Origin of the sequence: Streptomyces sp. NPDC006739 (assembly GCF_042869815.1) — a bacterium.
Taxonomy (GTDB): Bacteria; Actinomycetota; Actinomycetes; order Streptomycetales; family Streptomycetaceae; genus Streptomyces.
The window spans coordinates 303,148-319,357 of sequence record NZ_JBIAGM010000003.1 but is presented as its reverse complement, the minus strand read 5'-3'; the positions used below and the strand labels follow the sequence as shown (position 1 = coordinate 319,357).

Genomic DNA, 16,210 nt, shown 5'->3' with positions numbered 1-16,210 from the left:
ATTGAGATGCCGGGCCGGAGTGTCCCGGTGTTGTCGCTGGCCGAGGCTCCGTTGCCGGATGCCGCGATGTGGCGGGCGCTGGCGCAGAACCGGAACGCTCTGACGATCGACGTGTTGATCGACGACTCCGGGCTTCCAGCGCCGGTGCGGATTCCGCGCCCGGAGTCGGTGCACGTGATGGTCGCGGACGTGGACGACCTCGGCGAGTGGCTGCGGGTCCTCGGTGGTGAGATCCACGTGTCGCCGGAGTTCGAGGGCGTGGAGCTGTGGACGCTGCACGCGCAGACCGAGCCGGGTGAGAACGGTTCGACGACGTCGGTTCTGGTGTCGGTGCCGGTGCCTTCGGGTGAGCTGGTCATGGAGTGGATCCGCGCGGCGGTGAAGCGATGAACACGAGGGCGTTGAATTCGCTGGCGGATTTGATCTGTCGGGCGCTGGGGCAGGGCCGGACGCCGATGGGGATCGCGATGGCGATCGATTCGGCTGGCCGGCACATGTCGCCGGAGACGGCTGCCGAGATCGAGCGGCTGCGGGCTCGCGTCGATGAGGTCGAGCGGGCGTACATCTTCGACACGGCCGAGTTGAAGCGGCAGATTGCCGAACTGCAGGCGGAGCGGCACGTCACGAACGAGGCGCTCGCGGATGTGACCGTGGCGCTGCGGGGGGCGCAGGCGGAGACCGATCCGGGTGCATGCCAGGGGTGTGGGTCGCTGCCGGAGCAGTGGTGCCCGGACTGCGCGGCGTGTGAGAAGGGCTGTTTCGGCGGGTTCGACGGCAATGAGTGCACGCACGCGAACGCGGGGTGGCGTCAGCCGTCGGCCGAGGTGCCGGCGGACAAGCTGACCCAGCTGCTGGCGCCGACGCAGGTGTTGCGTGAGGACCCGCACGACAGCCCGCTCCACCACTCCTACCGGCTGTCGCATGACCTGCCCGAGTTGGGCGGTGCGTTGTGATGGCCGCTGCCTCCCTCTCCGACTGGGCTGCGTTCCTCTTCCTCGGTCTGTCGATCTCCGCTGCCGGTGCTGTCCCGGTCGTGGCGTGGGTCGACGCCGACTACCTGCTCGTCGCGGACTGGACCCCGCTCACGGACCCCGTGCTCGTCGAGACCGCGCGGCTGCGCGACGCCCTCCGCGACGTCGGCCGTGACGCCGCCGCCCTCGTCATCCTCCTCACCACCTCCCCGAAGGGAGCCCTGGCGTGAACTCGAATAAGCCCAGCCTCTCGTTCAACCTCGGCAGTAACGGCCTGCACTCCGTGCTCCGCGTCGACCAGATCCGCAACGACACCCTGATCCAACTGGTGCAGCACTGGGCGGAACCGCGCGACCGGGACGCCATCATCGACGCCCTCGACGAGCTGGCTGCGGTCGTCACCGGTGTTGCCCGGGAGGGCGAACTGGACGCGGCGATCGAGCAGGTTGAGGACGCCTGCGGGATGGACACCGCGCAGGTCGAGGTGTCGATCCCAGACACCCGTCGGCTCCTGGACGAGCTGACGGTGGTGGCGCGTCGGCTGTCGCGGTTCAACCCGAAGCGGCTCATGCCGGGACAGCGGGGTGCCGCATGAGTGCCCGGGCTCGTTTGGAGCGGATCTGCGGGCCGCAGATCCCGCCTGAGTTGATCACCGAACTCGACACATACCGTGCCGAGGTCCGCGCTGAGGTCCGCCGTGAGGACGCTGTCCGTCTCCTCGCCGAACGCGCTCGGTATGTCTCCCGCGAGATTTTCTGCCAGGGCATCACACACGCCGCCCAGAGCCTGCAGACGTGGGCCGACCAGACCGGGAGCACCCAGTGACCGGCCGTCATGCCATCCGTCAGGTGGCCGCCGCCCTCGCCATCGTCGCCGCCGCGATCCTGGCGGCCGCGCTCGCCTCCCTCCTCGCTACCGACCCGGTCACCGCACGCCTCCTCTGGATCGCGGTAGCAGGGGTCGTCGCGGTCGGCGGCGGATCCCTCTACGCCAGCAAGCCCGCACGGAAGGGGGCCCGCCGGTGACCGACTCCGCCCGCGAGGCCCGACTCGCCCAACTCCTCGCCACCATCCGCACCCACCCCGACGAGCGGTGGACGTCCGGCCGCGTACAAGACCTGCGGCGCCTGACCGGTGAGGCCCCGTGCCGTACCACCGCCCGCCGGGACCTGATCGAACTCGCCGCGCGCGGCCACCTCGCGCAACACGGCCCCGACGACAACCGGTTCTACACCCTCAAAACCAGGAAGGACGGCGCCTGATGGCGACAGCTGCGCAGGCCGGGGCTCAAGCCCCGGCCGCCGGCCGCGGCTCCCGCACCAAGCAGGAGCCGACCGGCACCGACCGCATCCCGAAGCCCTCCCAAGGCTGGTACCGCGTCCCCGGCACCGACATCAAGCTGCGCCGGGTCACCACCATCCTCAACCAGGGCTTCCCCAAGCCCCAGCTCGTGTTCTGGGCCGCCAACCTCACCGCTGCCGACGCGTTCGCCACCCTCCCCAAGCTCGTCGCCGCGTCCCTGCGCCCCGAGGACAAGGAGGAGGCCTACGACTGGCTCCGCAAGGGCCACATCCGTAAGAAGGACGAGCGCGGCGAGATCGGCGGCGCCGTCCACGACGTCATCGAAGCGCACGTCCTCGGCCAGCCGATCCCGGAGAACTTCCTCTCCGACGAGGAGATCGCCCCGTTCATCGACCACTTCCTCCGCTTCGTCTCCGACTGGGAGATCGAGTTCGAAGCATCGGAGATGACCGTCGGCAACTTCACCGACGGCTGGGCCGGGAAGCTCGACTACCTCTTCCGCTCCGCCCCTATCGCTTACCTGCTCAAGGTGCCGCCGCAGACGCTGTTCATCGGCGACACCAAGACCGGCGGGGAGCTCGACGAAAAGGGCGTCTACCCGGAAGCCGGCGCGCAGATGTCCGCGTACCGCAGGGCCGAGGTGTGCTGGCTGCGGGACGGGACTCAGCTGCCGATGCCGAAGATCCACGACGTCGGGATCGTCCTGCACCTGCGCCCCGAGGGCTACCGGCCTATGCCGCTGAAGTGCGGCGACGACGTGTACGAGGCGTTCCGTCACGTCCACGCGCTCGCCGAGTTCCAGCGCGTCCTTGCCAAGTCCGTCGTGGGCGAGGCCCTCACCCTTCCCACCCGCACCGAAGAGAGGGCCGCCTGATGCCCATCCTCACCCTGCAGCAGCGGCTCCGCGAACTGGGCCGCATCCGCATCGGCCAGAAAGTCGCCACCTCCAACGGCAAGACCCGGCCTGGCAAGCTCGACCGGTTCCGCCTCACCTCCCCGTCGAAGGAACTCCTCGACCGGGTCGCCGCCAAGTACGGCGGCACCGTCACCCCCTGGACCCCCGAGGGCGGCGCCGGCCAGTACGAGGTCATCACCGAAGCGAAGCGCATGCCGATCCACGTGCCGCCGCAGCCCGTCTCCCAGTACTTCGAGCTCTGGAGTGGGGGCGGATGCCAGCGCCGCTGCGACGGCGTCACCGAGCTGCTGAAGGACCGGCCCTGCATCTGCGGTCCGGACCCCGAGCAGCGCTCGTGCAAGCCCACCACCCGGCTCAACGTCGTCCTGTCCGAGATCGAGGGCGTCGGCGTGTGGCGGCTGGAGTCCCACGGCTACTACGCCGCCCTCGAACTGCCGGGCGTGGCCGAGTTGCTTGCGCAGACCGGCGGCTACGTCGAGGCGTTCCTCGGCCTGGAGCAGCGCACCGCGAAGCGGGACGGACAGACCCGGCACTGGATGGTCCCGACCATCGACCTCGCCGTCACCCCGGCCGCGCTGATGGCCGGTGCCGCGTCGGTCGGAACAGCGGTCGCGGCTAGCCCGCAGCGCGCTGCGATCGAGGCGCCCCGGCCGGACTACCTGCGGCTCGCCTCGGTGGCCAAGACTCCGGACGAGGTTCGTGAGCTGTACGAGCAGGCCGTCGCGGCGGGCCACATGACCAAGGCGATCGCTGACGCGCTGACCGCGCGGGCAGCAGCGCTCGGCGCCCCGGCCAAGACGAAGCCCGAGGCGACGCCCCAGCAGGAGACGCCGCCTCCGCCAGTGCCGGACGCGGAGGGCGTGTACGACGCCGAGGTCGTCGACGACGACCCGGCCGAGGTGCAAGAGGTCTGGTTCCAGGTCATTGCTGCCGCCGGCGCACGTGGTCTGAACACGGAGCAGGTCGAGGCCGGGTTCGCGCGGCTGAACGGCGGCACGCACCCGTCGTCCGGGACCGTCGCGCAGATGACCAAGTTCCTCGCTGCGGTGAAGGCGGGTGAGGTCCGGTGAAGATCCGCATCATCCCCCGCGGGGAGCGGGTGGGACGACTCGTCGCCGTCGAGGAGCGAAGCACCACGGATCAGACGATCATCGTGCGCTGCGACTGCGGAACGGAAAAGACCGTCCAGCTCAAGCACTGGGGAGAGACCCAGTCCTGCGGGTGCCTCAACCGCGAAGCGCTCCTTTCGGCCCGCACCAAGCACGGCATGACCGGCACGCCGGAACACCGCACCTGGATGGGCATGCTCAACCGCACTTCGAATCAGAACGACCCCGCGTGGTCGGACTACGGCGGCCGTGGGATCACGGTGTGCGAGCGGTGGCGTAACAGCTTCGAGAACTTCTACGCCGACATGGGGCCGCGGCCCGAGAGCCACAGCATCGACCGGATCAACAACGACGGTCCCTACTCGCCTGAGAACTGCCGGTGGGCCACGCCACGCGAGCAGGCCCTGAACCGTCGCAAGCGCGAGCCTCGTCCGCCCCTTGCCACCTGCCAGGCCGGCCACGAGATGACCGAGGCCAACACCTACACGCATCCGCGCACCGGGCGTGGCAAGTGCCGGAAGTGCCGCAAAGCGCGCACCGCCGAATACCGAGCCAGGAAGGCGGCAGCAGCGTGAAGTTCACCGACATCCGCAAGATCGCGTTTGACACCGAGACCACCGGGCCCAACCCGAACGAGGACCGCATCGTCACCGCCGCGCTGATCGTGCGCGGCGGCGGCCGGGACGACAAGGTCATGTCCTGGCTCATCAACCCGGGCGTACCCATTCCCCCCGAGGCCACCGAAGTCCATGGGGTTGACGACGCCCAGGCCGCTCAGGGCGCCGATCCGAAGGAAGCCCTCGACGACATCGCCGGGAACCTCGCGGCCGGCCTGCGGTACGGGATGCCGGTCGTGGCGTTCAACCTGTCCTTCGACTGGACGGTCCTCGCCCGTGACCTCGCCCGGTACGGGCTGCCGTCCATGCCGGAGCGGTTGGCCGGTCTCGGGACGCCCGCTCTGGTGGACCCGCACGTCATCGACAAGCAGGTCGACAAGTACGTCAAGGGCAGCGGCATGCGGAAGCTGCAGCCGACCTGCGAGCGGTACGGCGTGCAGCTGGAGAACTGGCACACCGCGGAGGCGGACGCGCTCGCCGCGCTGCTGATCGCCGAGGCCCAGTTCGAGCGGTACCCGCAGCTGAACGACATGGGCCCGCAGCAGTTGTTCGCCGCGCAGAAGGCGTGGCGGGCGGAGCAGCAGGCCGGCCTCCAGGACTGGTTCCGGAAGAAGGCGACGCCAGAGCAAGGCGGCGATCCGAACAAGATCATCGACGGCTCCTGGCCGCTGATCCCGCAGCAGCGGGGCGGTGAGTCCGCATGAGGTGGCCGCTCATCGCCCGCCGCACACACGACGCCCTCGCCGCAGACCGACAGCGCGTCATCGAAGAACGCGACGAAGCCCTCGAAGACCTCGGTGTCACCGGCCGCGCCTTCGACTGCATCGCCGTCGAACTGGACCAGGCAAAAGACGTCCTCGCCCACCACATCATCGCCAACTCCGACACCGCCCTACGCGACCAGCTGGCCGCCGCCGGGGTCGACATGCGACTGCACCTCGCCGACGCGCAGAAGCAAGGAGCCCGACCGTGAACGACCGCATCACTGGCGGCATGGTCTTGATGACCACTCTCGCCTCGGCTACCGGGCTCGTCAGGTGGGCGGTCAGCCCCGCCTCGGCGGGCCGGCATCGGGCGCCGAAGTCGGTCGACGTCACCCTCGACGATCTGCTTGGCCCGCCGACCGCGTACACGACCGGTTTCGAGCACGCGGACAACCCGATCAAGACCGGGTTCGCGTACTGCGCGCCGTGCGGGCGTACGACGGCGGGCTCGCTGAACAAGGACGGCTGGCTGTGCGGCGAATGCCTCACGCCCGCCGCGGTGGGAGGTGCCGCGTGATGCAAGCCGACGCCCCCGCTCAGGCCCTTCTCCCGGCCGCGCACACGACACCCGACCAGCAGCACGCGGCGGCCCTGTTCGTCGCCTCTCAAGCCCACGACGCGGACGACTGCCGGGCCCTGCTCGCCATGCTCGGGCTGACGCCCACGCCCAAGCGGAAGCGCGGCCGGCCGAGGGGGAACCACGGTCACGGCCATCCCGCGAGGTACGCCCAGGGCTGCCGTTGCCCGGAGTGCCGGGCCGCGAACGCCGACCGGTGCCGGGGACTGCAGGAGCGGCGCGTGGCCGACCCGGAGGCCGCCGACCGTGCGGGCCACGGCAACGCCTCGACGTACCAGAACTACGGCTGCCGCTGCCGCCCCTGCACGGAGGCGAACAGCGCGAAGAGCCTCGCGTACAAGCAGGCGCAGCGGGCGAAGCGAGCCAGCGTTCCGGCGACAACAACCGTGGACTGCCCCATCAACACCGTCCGGGGAGCTGCCTCGTGAGTACCACTCTCATCAACTGGGCTGTCGTTGTCGGGCTCCTCGTACTTGCTGTGCTGATCCTCCGCTGGCAGATCCGTGGCGCACGCGCGTTCGACGCCAAGCAGGCTGAGTTCCTCAACACGGCCACCCCGCCGATCATGCCGACCACCGCGGTCCTCGAAACGGAGCCGGGCATCAATCTCGCCGACCGCGACGCGTGCGAACTCCTGATCGCAGATGACCCCGAGTTCGCCGCCCGCTGCGACCGACTGTGGGCCGCCATCCGCGACGAACAGAAGAAGGAGGCTGGTGATGCCTGAGCCCACCGACACCCAACTCGACCAGCTCATCAAGGCAATCGGCCTGAAGGACCCCCGCCGTGGCCAGGCCATCGCCCCCTGCGGTACCCAGTCCGCGTACACCCGGCACGTGAGGAACGGCGAGCCGATCGACGAGCCGTGCCGCCGCGCCAACACCGAAGCCAAGCGCACCAAGGGCACCCCCACCCCCAGCAGGCGCCAGCCGATCGAGCACGGCACGCTCAAGGGCTACCAGCAGCACCGGTACCGCAGCGAGACCGCATGCGCCGAATGCCTGGAAGCCCACCGGCTGTACAAGCGCAACCGGTCGCGGAAGGACGCGGCGGCCCGCTGGGCAGCGCAGGGCGGTGCCCAGTGAGCACCCGACCCCGTCCGGTCATCGTGTGCGCTGCCTGCAGTGAGACCCGCGAGCATCGCGCGCACGGCTGGTGCCAGCCCTGCTACCGACGCTGGCGCTACCACGGCCGCCCCGCCGACGGCCCGCCACCGGTCCACCGCATGGAGCACGACGACGTGCAGGGCACAGTCCAGGGCTGGGACCTGCACGTCCGCCGCCAGGAACGCGCCTGCGACCCGTGCCGCAAAGCACACGCAGACGACGCCCGCGCCCGCTACGGAGGCCGCAAGACACCGCTCGCACCATGCGGCACCGAAGCAGCCTTCCAACGCCACCTTCACCACGGCGATGAACCGTGCCAGGCCTGCCGGGACGCCCACAACGCCAAGCAGCGGCAGCGGTACGCGACAGCCCCGTCCGCTCTGAACAAGCAGCGCCATTACACCGAGCCCACGAGTATCTGGGGCCCGGAGCAGAAGGCCGCTGCTCTCACGGTGGCTCGCCGGTCTACGGACCGGGAGGACTGCCGGCTCGTTCTCGAAGCCCTCGGCCTGGCGCCTTCTACGGCACCGCGCCGCTCACACATGGGGAGGGCAGCGTGACCGCGCCCGCTCTGTCCACGCCCGAGGTTCCGGCCGCCACCCCGGCGGCCGGGCCCCGGCCGGCGCTGATGGTGATCGGCCTTGACCTAAGTCTCACCTGCACCGGTGTGGCCGGGGTCGGCTGGACCGACCGGATCCGCACCAAGCTCCGCGGCGACGAACGCCTCGCCTACCTGGAGAACGAGATCGTCTCCTTCATCCGGTCCGCCGACCTCGTCGTCATGGAGGGCCCGTCGTACGGGCACTCGGGACCGCGTTTTCACGAAGACAACGCCGGGCTCCGTGTGCTGGTCCGCCGCTACTGCCACCGTCACCAGCTGCCGTACGCCGTCGTCCCGCCATCCAACCTGAAGCTGTACACCGCCGGGCGCGGCAACGCGACCAAGGGCGAAGTCCGGTCGTCAGTAGCCGACCGGTACGGCGTCCACACCGAAAACCCTGGCCGGTACGACCAGGCAGACGCGTACGGCGCGCTCGCCGCGGCCTCCGACTGGCTCGGCCAGCCCCTCGCCACCGTGCCGGACAAGAACCGGACGGCACTGGCCGGCTGCCAGTGGCCCGACCGCGAGGCGGTGATCGCGCGATGACCCGCCTCACCTACCGCGTCCACGGCTCCAACCGCACCGACGACTGGCGCAACAACGCCGCCTGCCGCTCCAAAGACGTCCACCCCGACGCGATGTTCCCCGACAGCGACAAACAGCGCATCGCCGCAGCCCGCGCCATCTGCGCCGGCTGCCCGGTGTCAAAGGCCTGCCTGCGGGACGCCATCACCTCCGGCGACAGATGGGGTATCCGCGCCGGGCTGACACCGGATGAACGCCGGTTGGTGAAGCGGGAACTCAACCGCCGCCAGAAGGCCGCAGAAGCACAGCAGGCGGATGGAGAGAACGCCACGCCGGACGCGCCCGTGCTGCCGCGACGGAAGCCGTACACCACTCTCCGTGCGCTGTTCGACGACAACACGAAACGCGTGACCCACGGGCACCTCGCCTGGACCGGCCCGGCCAAGCCGTCGTTCAAGAACCGGTCCTACAACCCGAAGCAAATCGCATTCGTTCTGGACCGTGGCCGTGAGCCGGCGGGCCGGGTGCTGTCGACGTGCAGTCTCAGCGGCTGTGTGGAGCCCACCCATATCGCGGACGACGCGGAGCGGATGCAGTGCGGAACCCGGGCTGGGTACGAGCGGCATCTGAAAATCGGTGAGAAGCCATGCGAGCCGTGCCTGCAGGCGAACCGGATGCGGCGTACCGGCAGCACGAAGGCCGCGGCGTGAGCGCCCGCGTCCCGGAGCCGTGCGGCGGCCTCACCGGCGCGCACGACGGGCCGGTCCGTTTCTACCGGACGGGCTGGAAATGCAACGCGCACAGTCCCTGGGCCGAAGCCGGACAGGACGAACCCCAGCCCGGCCCAGGCATGCCGGCCGCCGCGTGGACCACGCCGTCGCCGCAGTCGGCGTCTGCGGTGTTCGACAACCGGGCGATCGCCTCCGGAAAGCGCCGGTCGAGTCCCGCCGCGTACCGGGCGGCGCGGGCTGCGGTCGGCCGCGCGCCCGCTCTGGCACCCGGCCTGCAGCTCGACCTCGGCCAGCAGGACGCGCACGGCCGATGGATGCGTATCCCCGCCGCCGACTACCTCTGCCCGGCCTGCCACGAAACCGAGTCCGCGTCCGGGGACCAGGTCGCCCACTTCGCCGCCCACATCGAAACCGAACACGCCGAACGCTGCACGGCCAACACCACCCTCACTCAGGAGAACTCGTGAGTCTCTTCCGCAAGAACACCACCACCGCGACCATTGCCGTCCCGGCTCCAGCCGGCCAGGGCCCGGCGATCAGCCTGGACAAGGTCCCGACCGGTCTCGTCTCGCTGGCGAAGACCGCCGCGGTCAGCCTGGAGAAGAAGGGCCTGACCGGGCAGCGCGCGGCCGTCTACCTCGTGCTGGACCACTCCGGCAGCATGCAGCCGTTCTACCAGGACGGGTCGGTGCAGCGTCTCGCCGAGCAGGCGTTGGGCCTGTCCGTGAACCTCGACGACGACGGCCAAGTGCCGCTTATCTACTTCGAGTCGTTCGTCAACCAGGTCGGAGACGTCCGCCTCGACTCCTACCAGGGCGTCATCAACCGCACCCACTCTGGCGCCCGTTGGGGTTCCACGGACTACGCCCGCGCCATCGACTACGTCACCGACCTCCACCACGGCAACCCACTGCCCGGCTTGGTGATCTTCCAGACGGACGGCGAGCCCGACTCCCGCCGCGAGGCCGAAACCGCGCTACGCGACGCGTCCCGTGAGCCGCTGTTCTTCGCGTTTGTCGGCTTCGGCAACCACATCTCCTTCCTACAGAAGCTCGACAACCTCCGCGGCCGGACCATCGACAACGCCAGCTTCTTCCACGCCCGCGACCCGCACCGCGTGACCGACGCCCAGCTGTACGACGGCATCACCCACGAATACGCCAGCTGGCTCACCGCCGCGACCGCCGCGGGCGTCCTGCGGTGAACCGCTTCGTCCTCGGTGTCGTCTTCGGCGGCTGCGCGTACGCCATCGCCTGGGGCGCGGGCGCCTCACCGTGGCTCGCCGCCGTCATCGCCACGGCCATCGCATGCCTCGCCTGGGCCCTCGCCCACCACTGACCCCTCTGACCGGCCGCGCGCCTCCCCACCCGCGCGGCCACCCCGGGCGCCGAGCCCGCACTTTCCCCCCCCGCCCTGCGGGCTCGGCGCCCCACCACCACGGCACAGGAGACCCGTATGGCGTACGGCAGAAACCCGGTCCTCACCGGCCTCGAACGCGCCGCTGTCGCCGCAGACTGCGCCGCCCGCTACCGCAGGGGCTGGACCATCCGCGCCATCGCCCTCTACACCGGCCGCTCATACGGCCTGATCCAAAAACTCCTCCACGAAGCCGACGCACTCCCAAACCCCCACCGCAGCACCCGCATCCACACCCACTGACCCGGCCGCCCCGAAGGATCCCCATGAACATCGAACGCTTCACCAACGCCGAGTTCGACATCGAAGTCCTGCCCCGCGACGGCTCGTTCATCGTCCTGGCATCCGGGCTCGCCCGCGGACTCGGCTACCGCGACGCACACAAGCTCGTTGCTGCGCTGCCTACGGAGGACAAGGGGTACACGCTGACGGGTACCCCTGGAGGTGACCAGCAGGTTTGGTACGTCACTGAGCCGGGCTTCTACCGAGCCATCGGGCAACGGCAGGTCTCCCGTATCAAGGACGCCTACATCCGCGACCAGGTGGACCGTTTCCAACGCTGGATCTTCCACGAGGTGTTGCCGTCGCTCCGCAACGCCGGCCACTACGCCGTCCCCGTCCCGGGGAACTTCCCGGAGCCCGTCGTCCTCACCTGGGACAGCGCCGCCGCCCACCTCCGCCAGCGCTACGGCCTCCCCGTCGAAGACGCCACCGAGCTGATCGACCGGCTCAAAGACGCCGGAATCCTCAAGCTCACCGGCACCCCGTGCAAGGAGTACCGCGACCTGTTCTGGCCCGTCGGCCGCCGCTTCGACATCCACGCCCACGCCCTCCCGATCCTCGCCGGCCGAGTCACCAAGACCCTCTACCAGCTGGCCGAGGCCCAGGCCGGGGTGCAGACCGCGCTCGAACTGGACGCCATCGGCCGGGCCGCGCTGGAGAGGGGCACCCGGTGAGGTTCTTCCACGGGGGCATCTCCGGCCTCAAGCCCGGCGACCTCATCCTCCCGCCGGCCGCCACCGGCACGACGCGGACGCTCGCCGAGTACAGCGAGCAGCTCGGCGCCGCGCACGTCCGCCGAGACCGCGTGTACCTCACCACCGGCCGCGACGTCGCCAAGGTGTACGCCGCGTTCTACCCCGACGGATCCCTGTACGAGGTCGAGCCCGACGGCGACCTGACCTCGGACCCGGACTGTGCCGTTGCTGGCGTGTCCTTCGAATGCCCGGCCGCCCGCGTGCTCCGCGTCGTCAATCCGGTCGTCCTCCTCCGGGACCGCACCGTCGACGCCTGGGTGCGGCTACTGAACCGGGCCACCGACACGGCCGGGCAGACGGCAGGCGCCCGGTGAACAAGGACGTCCAGCACATGATCCGCACCATCCGCCGCCAAGGCTTCACCGTCCGCTTCTCCGGCTCCGGCCACTACCTGTGCACCGCACCCGACGGCCGGCGCGCATCCATCCCATCCACACCCCGCGGCGGACGAGCCGTGACCGGCATACGGAGCGCGCTCCGTCGGCTCGGAGCCGACCTGTAACCGGCCGGATCCTGCCGAAACGGTTCCACAACATCAGAAAACCCCGCACATGGCGGGGCTCGGAGAACGAGAGGAGGAGACGGTGTCAGGACTCGGCGATGTTCCGCGCGGCGCCGGCGTCACGCTGCCGGCGACGCCAGGCGTTGACCTCGCGGACGACGTACATGCGAATGTCTGCGGCGCGCGCGATCCCCTTCTCCTTGCACGCCTTCTCGTAGTCCGCCCACACGTCGTCCTCGATGCGGACCATGCGGCCGGGCGTCCCCTTCGTCGTCATGTCGACAGGGTAGCCGACTGGTCACCGGCCACACACCCCACCTCGCTTGATCGTATTGCTTATGTATTGCGGGTGACTACACACCCTGCGGTAGACTCAGCACCAGGCAAGGCACCAGCCAAGCCGCCCTGACATGGGGGTTTCTTCGCCATGCCCTAACCGCACCCTCATGACTTGAGAAGAGAGCACGTGAGCCTTGACGCGCAGGACTGGGTCTGGAACCACTCCCAGTCCAAGGGCACCGCCCGCCTGGTGCTGCTGGCCATCGCAGACCGGGCGTACGGCAAGGGCTGCACCGCGTACGCCGGCACGACCATGCTCGTCCAGCGCAGCAACGCGGCCCGCTCCTCCGTCGTAGCCGCTGTCGACAAGCTCATCGAACTCGGCGAACTCGCGATCGTCGACGGTCAGCAGGGTCCGCGCGGAGAAACCGTCTACGCACTACCCAAAGCGAAGCGTCACCGCAGGTCAGCCCCGGAAGGGGGTCCGGAATCCGGACCGGTACAGATTCCGGACCGGTCCGAAAACCGGACCGGTACAGATTCCGGACCGGAGGGGTCCGAAAACCGGACCGGCAGGGGTCCGGATTCCGGACCCCATAACGCAAGAAACACAAGCACCAACCAACCCACCGGCCGCGCACCCCAGGAAGGAGACAACGAACGCCGGATCCCGAGGGCCTTCGACTACATCCAGCCCCTCATCCAGGCCATGGGCGACGCAGACATCCGCGTCTCCTGGCAGATGCAAGCCGAAGACCTCCAGGCAATCGCCACCGTCCTTGAACGAGCTGGCGTCGAGCAGATGGTCACCTTCGCCCGCAACATCAAGGCCCGCACCCGCGAGCCCATCAGCTTCGCCACGTTCTTCCTCAAAGCGGGTTGGCGCGGCCTCCCGCCCGCCTCCGCCGCGCCGCCCCCAGCCCACGACCCGTCCGGCAGCAAGCCTCCGTACTGCGGTGACCCGGACTGCGACGAGATCACCCGGATGCGCGAAACCGAAGACGACCACGGGCTCCGCCGCGTCCACCCCTGCCCCATCTGCCACCCGAACAGCGCGAAAGGCACCGCCGCATGACCGAGCCCCACTGGGAGCCCGAACCCGCCCACAGCGACCAGGCGATGCCCCACAACCCCGAAGCCGACGAGGCCGTCCTCGGCTCAATGCTCTTCGACCTCAAGGCCATCGACCTCGTCGAACGCGTCCTCGCCGGACCCGAAGACTTCTACGAAACCCGACACCAAATCATCTACCGCACCATCACCGGCCTGTACTCCCGCAGCCGCAACCCCAAGATCGACCCCATCACCGTCGCCGCTGAACTCCTCGCCACCGGCGAACTCGCCAAAATCGGCGGAGCCCCCTACCTCCACCACCTCGTCCAAACCGTCCCCGTCATGGGCAACGCCGACGGCTACGCCGAAATCGTCCGCGAACACGCCCAACTCCGCGCCGTCCTCACCGCCACCCGCAAAGCCAGCCAACGCGCCCTCACCGCAGCCCACACCGCCGCCGAAATCCTCGAAGCCGCCATGGCCGACCTCCAAGCCGCCGCCAAAGGCGTCCCCGCCGCCGAGGAGAAGCTGTCTGTCGCCGACCGATGGATGGGCTTCATCGACGAACTCGAAACCGGCCACGACCCCCGCGCCCTCGACACCCCCTGGTACGACCTCAACGAAGTCATCGAACTCAAACCCGGCCAACTCATCACCGTCGGCGCCGGCACCGGACAAGGCAAATCTCTGTTCGGCATGAACCTTGCCGCGCACATCGCCCTCACCCGCGGCAAGCCCGTCCTCGTCGCCTCCCTCGAAATGGGCGGCAGCGAACTCATGGCCCGCCTCACCGCCGCAGAAGCCGGAGTCAACGTCGACCGGCTCATCCGCCGCAAACTCGACCCACCCGACTGGGACAAGATCTTCCGCGCCGCGCCCAAGCTCCAAAACGCCGCGAACTTCATCCTCGACGACTCCCCGAACCTCACCCTCGGCAAGATCCGCACCCGCATCCGCTGGATGGCCGGAACCTCCCGGCCCCCCGCGATCGTCGTCGCCGACTACCTCCAGCTCCTCACCCCCGAACCCGGCGGCAAAGACCGCAGCCGAGCAAACGAAGTCGCCGAACTCTCCCGCGGCCTCAAGCTCCTCGCGATGGAGTTCGAAATCCCCGTCGTCGCCCTCGCCCAGTTCAACCGCGGAGCCTCCGGACGCCAGCCCCAAGTCACCGACTTCAAGGACTCCAGCGCGATCGAGCAGGACTCCAACGTGATCATCCTGATGCACCGGCCCCTCGCCGAAGACGGCTCCGACACCGGCCCCCGCGCCGGCGAGATCGACCTCATCGTCGCCAAAAACCGCAACGGCGCCTCCGGACGCGTCGTCGCCCTCACCTTCCAAGGCCACTTCGCGCGACTCCGCTCGATGGGACGAGGCTGACCATGACCATCACCGCGATCGACACGTACTACGCCGGGCACTACTTCCGGTCCCGCCTCGAAGCCCGCTGGGCCACCGTCTTCAACGACCTCGGCCTCCGCTGGGAATACGAACCCCAGGGCTACCTTGTCGGCGAACAGCGCCGCCCCTACCTGCCCGACTTCTACCTCACCGACCTCGGCTGGTGGATCGAAGTCAAAGGCGATCCGGAACGCCTCGACGTCAGCCTCCTCGTCGACGCCGTCCACCCCACCCACGGCATAGGCCGCACCGACCCCTGGCACCGGACGAACCTCCTCGTCCTCGGCGCGATCCCGGCGTACGGCGACACCGTCCCCGCGCACTTCAGCATCAGCCGCTCCGCCGCCCTCGGTCGCGGCCCGCTCACCTGCGACAGCGGGTGCCCGTACACCAGCCCGCTGTTCGGCCTCCACCACTTCGTTCCCGTCGCCGACCTTCCCCGTAAGGGCGTCGAGCCGATCGAGAGCCGCATCAAGGCACTCCTCGTGCCCTCCTGCCGGCCGACCACACAGCAGCCGGACCGCGACCTCACGGAAGCCATCCCGATCGTGGACGTGGACCCCATGCCGCACCTCGAAGCCGCCTACCTCCTCGGCCGCACCGCCCGGTTCGAACACGGAGCCGCCGCATGACCCGCGGTCGGCGCCTCGCCATCGAATCCCACGACGCACGCAAAACCGCCTGGAACGCCCGCCAGGACCAGCAGACCGGAGACACCGAATGACCACCAAGCCCAGCGGCCTCACCGTCACCGTCGACGGCCAGCCCGTCCCCCTCGACGAATGCGGCTGGATCCAACGCCGCCCCTGCGGCTGCATCGTCTCGGCCGTCGTCGCCGTCGTGGACGCCAAGAACAACAGCGGCTGGGTCATCGCGACCGCCCAGCAGGCGCACGAGCACCTCAACCGGACCAAGCGCGAACGGACCGCCGCCGAACGCGAGGGCATCACCGTCGCCACCACGGAGCTGATCACGATGGACCACTACCGCGAGCACATCGGCGCCAACTGGGAGGGCGACGCCCACCAGACGGCCAAGTCGTGAGCACGCCGTACGAGCGGCTCATGGCCGAGGCCATCCCCACGAAGCCGACACCGCCACTGAAACGAGACCGGGCGCTAGAACTTCCCGGCTGGTGGACACCCCAGGAACAAGCACAGCACCTCGCCGACATGCTCGCCGCCCTCGACGGCTGGGTCTGGGACGAAGAGCAACGCGACGAGGAGCGGCGGCACCTCCGACTCCTCAACGACGACGCCGCCTGAACCTTCCTGACTCCCGAGTAAGAAACCTCACCGATCGAA

The 16,210-nt window shown here is 69.5% G+C and carries 31 protein-coding genes; 30 read left to right on the top strand and 1 reads right to left on the bottom strand.

The window, feature by feature from the left end; all coding sequences use genetic code 11:
* The first annotated feature begins 27 nt into the window (after positions 1 to 27).
* From ACFYMM_RS08325 to ACFYMM_RS08205, 25 genes are all read left to right on the top strand, one after another.
* The gene (locus ACFYMM_RS08325; RefSeq protein WP_388385009.1) at positions 28 to 390 is read left to right on the top strand and encodes a hypothetical protein; all 363 of its coding nucleotides are present in this window, start codon (positions 28 to 30) and stop codon (positions 388 to 390) included.
* Complete coding sequence (locus ACFYMM_RS08320; protein WP_388385008.1) at positions 387 to 953, top strand: hypothetical protein; 567 nt, start codon at positions 387 to 389, stop codon at positions 951 to 953. Before ACFYMM_RS08325 ends, ACFYMM_RS08320 begins: the two co-directional genes overlap by 4 nt.
* Positions 953 to 1,201, top strand: a complete 249-nt coding sequence (locus tag ACFYMM_RS08315; protein ID WP_388385007.1) for a hypothetical protein — start codon at positions 953 to 955, stop codon at positions 1,199 to 1,201. Before ACFYMM_RS08320 ends, ACFYMM_RS08315 begins: the two co-directional genes overlap by 1 nt.
* Positions 1,198 to 1,566, top strand: a complete 369-nt coding sequence (locus ACFYMM_RS08310) for a hypothetical protein (RefSeq protein ID WP_388385006.1) — start codon at positions 1,198 to 1,200, stop codon at positions 1,564 to 1,566. Before ACFYMM_RS08315 ends, ACFYMM_RS08310 begins: the two co-directional genes overlap by 4 nt.
* Entirely contained in the window at positions 1,563 to 1,796 is a 234-nt protein-coding gene (locus tag ACFYMM_RS08305) for a hypothetical protein (protein ID WP_388385005.1), read from the top strand. The genes ACFYMM_RS08310 and ACFYMM_RS08305 overlap by 4 nt, the downstream gene beginning before the upstream one ends.
* Positions 1,793 to 1,996, top strand: a complete 204-nt coding sequence (locus tag ACFYMM_RS08300) for a hypothetical protein (protein ID WP_388385004.1) — start codon at positions 1,793 to 1,795, stop codon at positions 1,994 to 1,996. Before ACFYMM_RS08305 ends, ACFYMM_RS08300 begins: the two co-directional genes overlap by 4 nt.
* Positions 1,993 to 2,232 carry a hypothetical protein gene (locus ACFYMM_RS08295; RefSeq protein WP_388385003.1) on the top strand — a complete coding sequence of 80 codons (240 nt, stop codon included), beginning with the start codon at positions 1,993 to 1,995 and terminating at the stop codon, positions 2,230 to 2,232. Before ACFYMM_RS08300 ends, ACFYMM_RS08295 begins: the two co-directional genes overlap by 4 nt.
* The gene (locus ACFYMM_RS08290) at positions 2,232 to 3,146 is read left to right on the top strand and encodes a hypothetical protein (protein WP_388385002.1); all 915 of its coding nucleotides are present in this window, start codon (positions 2,232 to 2,234) and stop codon (positions 3,144 to 3,146) included. Before ACFYMM_RS08295 ends, ACFYMM_RS08290 begins: the two co-directional genes overlap by 1 nt.
* Entirely contained in the window at positions 3,146 to 4,258 is a 1,113-nt protein-coding gene (locus tag ACFYMM_RS08285) for a hypothetical protein (RefSeq protein ID WP_388385000.1), read from the top strand. The genes ACFYMM_RS08290 and ACFYMM_RS08285 overlap by 1 nt, the downstream gene beginning before the upstream one ends.
* Entirely contained in the window at positions 4,255 to 4,872 is a 618-nt protein-coding gene (locus tag ACFYMM_RS08280; protein WP_388384999.1) for a hypothetical protein, read from the top strand. The genes ACFYMM_RS08285 and ACFYMM_RS08280 overlap by 4 nt, the downstream gene beginning before the upstream one ends.
* The gene (locus tag ACFYMM_RS08275) at positions 4,869 to 5,618 is read left to right on the top strand and encodes an exonuclease domain-containing protein (protein ID WP_388384998.1); all 750 of its coding nucleotides are present in this window, start codon (positions 4,869 to 4,871) and stop codon (positions 5,616 to 5,618) included. Before ACFYMM_RS08280 ends, ACFYMM_RS08275 begins: the two co-directional genes overlap by 4 nt.
* Positions 5,615 to 5,887 (top strand): hypothetical protein, encoded by a 273-nt coding sequence (locus tag ACFYMM_RS08270; protein ID WP_388384997.1) that lies wholly within the window; start codon positions 5,615 to 5,617, stop codon positions 5,885 to 5,887. Before ACFYMM_RS08275 ends, ACFYMM_RS08270 begins: the two co-directional genes overlap by 4 nt.
* Positions 5,884 to 6,195, top strand: coding sequence for a hypothetical protein (locus ACFYMM_RS08265; protein ID WP_388384995.1), 312 nt, complete (start codon positions 5,884 to 5,886; stop codon positions 6,193 to 6,195). The genes ACFYMM_RS08270 and ACFYMM_RS08265 overlap by 4 nt, the downstream gene beginning before the upstream one ends.
* Entirely contained in the window at positions 6,195 to 6,683 is a 489-nt protein-coding gene (locus ACFYMM_RS08260) for a hypothetical protein (RefSeq protein WP_388384994.1), read from the top strand. Before ACFYMM_RS08265 ends, ACFYMM_RS08260 begins: the two co-directional genes overlap by 1 nt.
* Complete coding sequence (locus ACFYMM_RS08255; RefSeq protein WP_388384993.1) at positions 6,680 to 6,982, top strand: hypothetical protein; 303 nt, start codon at positions 6,680 to 6,682, stop codon at positions 6,980 to 6,982. Before ACFYMM_RS08260 ends, ACFYMM_RS08255 begins: the two co-directional genes overlap by 4 nt.
* Positions 6,975 to 7,340, top strand: coding sequence for a hypothetical protein (locus ACFYMM_RS08250; RefSeq protein WP_388384992.1), 366 nt, complete (start codon positions 6,975 to 6,977; stop codon positions 7,338 to 7,340). The genes ACFYMM_RS08255 and ACFYMM_RS08250 overlap by 8 nt, the downstream gene beginning before the upstream one ends.
* 577 nt (positions 7,341 to 7,917) lie before the next feature.
* Entirely contained in the window at positions 7,918 to 8,508 is a 591-nt protein-coding gene (locus tag ACFYMM_RS08245) for a hypothetical protein (RefSeq protein ID WP_388384991.1), read from the top strand.
* Positions 8,505 to 9,197, top strand: coding sequence for a WhiB family transcriptional regulator (locus ACFYMM_RS08240; RefSeq protein WP_388384990.1), 693 nt, complete (start codon positions 8,505 to 8,507; stop codon positions 9,195 to 9,197). Before ACFYMM_RS08245 ends, ACFYMM_RS08240 begins: the two co-directional genes overlap by 4 nt.
* The gene (locus ACFYMM_RS08235) at positions 9,194 to 9,685 is read left to right on the top strand and encodes a hypothetical protein (RefSeq protein WP_388384989.1); all 492 of its coding nucleotides are present in this window, start codon (positions 9,194 to 9,196) and stop codon (positions 9,683 to 9,685) included. The genes ACFYMM_RS08240 and ACFYMM_RS08235 overlap by 4 nt, the downstream gene beginning before the upstream one ends.
* Positions 9,682 to 10,422, top strand: a complete 741-nt coding sequence (locus ACFYMM_RS08230; RefSeq protein WP_388384988.1) for a VWA domain-containing protein — start codon at positions 9,682 to 9,684, stop codon at positions 10,420 to 10,422. Before ACFYMM_RS08235 ends, ACFYMM_RS08230 begins: the two co-directional genes overlap by 4 nt.
* Positions 10,419 to 10,556: a hypothetical protein gene (locus ACFYMM_RS08225; protein WP_388384987.1), complete on the top strand. Its 138-nt coding sequence runs from the start codon at positions 10,419 to 10,421 to the stop codon at positions 10,554 to 10,556. Before ACFYMM_RS08230 ends, ACFYMM_RS08225 begins: the two co-directional genes overlap by 4 nt.
* A 117-nt stretch (positions 10,557 to 10,673) precedes the next feature.
* The gene (locus tag ACFYMM_RS08220; protein ID WP_388384986.1) at positions 10,674 to 10,877 is read left to right on the top strand and encodes a helix-turn-helix domain-containing protein; all 204 of its coding nucleotides are present in this window, start codon (positions 10,674 to 10,676) and stop codon (positions 10,875 to 10,877) included.
* 23 nt (positions 10,878 to 10,900) lie between these two features.
* A complete protein-coding gene (locus ACFYMM_RS08215; RefSeq protein ID WP_388384984.1) occupies positions 10,901 to 11,590 on the top strand; it encodes a Bro-N domain-containing protein in 690 nt (229 codons plus the stop codon).
* Entirely contained in the window at positions 11,587 to 11,985 is a 399-nt protein-coding gene (locus ACFYMM_RS08210) for a hypothetical protein (protein ID WP_388384982.1), read from the top strand. Before ACFYMM_RS08215 ends, ACFYMM_RS08210 begins: the two co-directional genes overlap by 4 nt.
* Before the next feature lie 17 nt (positions 11,986 to 12,002).
* Positions 12,003 to 12,173 carry a hypothetical protein gene (locus ACFYMM_RS08205; RefSeq protein WP_388384981.1) on the top strand — a complete coding sequence of 57 codons (171 nt, stop codon included), beginning with the start codon at positions 12,003 to 12,005 and terminating at the stop codon, positions 12,171 to 12,173.
* 85 nt (positions 12,174 to 12,258) lie between these two features.
* Here the strand turns inward: ACFYMM_RS08205 and ACFYMM_RS08200 are convergent, their stop codons facing one another.
* Positions 12,259 to 12,450, bottom strand: coding sequence for a hypothetical protein (locus tag ACFYMM_RS08200; RefSeq protein WP_388384980.1), 192 nt, complete (start codon positions 12,448 to 12,450; stop codon positions 12,259 to 12,261).
* Positions 12,451 to 12,639: 189 nt separating this feature from the next.
* Here ACFYMM_RS08200 and ACFYMM_RS08195 point away from each other — a divergent pair, with 189 nt between their 5' ends.
* The 5 genes from ACFYMM_RS08195 to ACFYMM_RS08175 all read left to right on the top strand — a co-directional run bounded on the left by ACFYMM_RS08195 (position 12,640) and on the right by ACFYMM_RS08175 (position 16,171).
* On the top strand, positions 12,640 to 13,527 hold the full coding sequence (locus ACFYMM_RS08195; RefSeq protein WP_388384979.1) for a hypothetical protein: 888 nt from the start codon (positions 12,640 to 12,642) through the stop codon (positions 13,525 to 13,527).
* Positions 13,524 to 14,885 (top strand): replicative DNA helicase, encoded by a 1,362-nt coding sequence (locus ACFYMM_RS08190; RefSeq protein WP_388384978.1) that lies wholly within the window; start codon positions 13,524 to 13,526, stop codon positions 14,883 to 14,885. Before ACFYMM_RS08195 ends, ACFYMM_RS08190 begins: the two co-directional genes overlap by 4 nt.
* A gap of 2 nt (positions 14,886 to 14,887) precedes the next feature.
* Complete coding sequence (locus ACFYMM_RS08185; protein WP_388384977.1) at positions 14,888 to 15,538, top strand: hypothetical protein; 651 nt, start codon at positions 14,888 to 14,890, stop codon at positions 15,536 to 15,538.
* An 88-nt stretch (positions 15,539 to 15,626) separates the two neighbouring features.
* A complete protein-coding gene (locus ACFYMM_RS08180; RefSeq protein WP_388384976.1) occupies positions 15,627 to 15,950 on the top strand; it encodes a hypothetical protein in 324 nt (107 codons plus the stop codon).
* Entirely contained in the window at positions 15,947 to 16,171 is a 225-nt protein-coding gene (locus tag ACFYMM_RS08175; RefSeq protein ID WP_388384975.1) for a hypothetical protein, read from the top strand. The genes ACFYMM_RS08180 and ACFYMM_RS08175 overlap by 4 nt, the downstream gene beginning before the upstream one ends.
* The last annotated feature ends 39 nt before the right edge of the window (positions 16,172 to 16,210 follow it).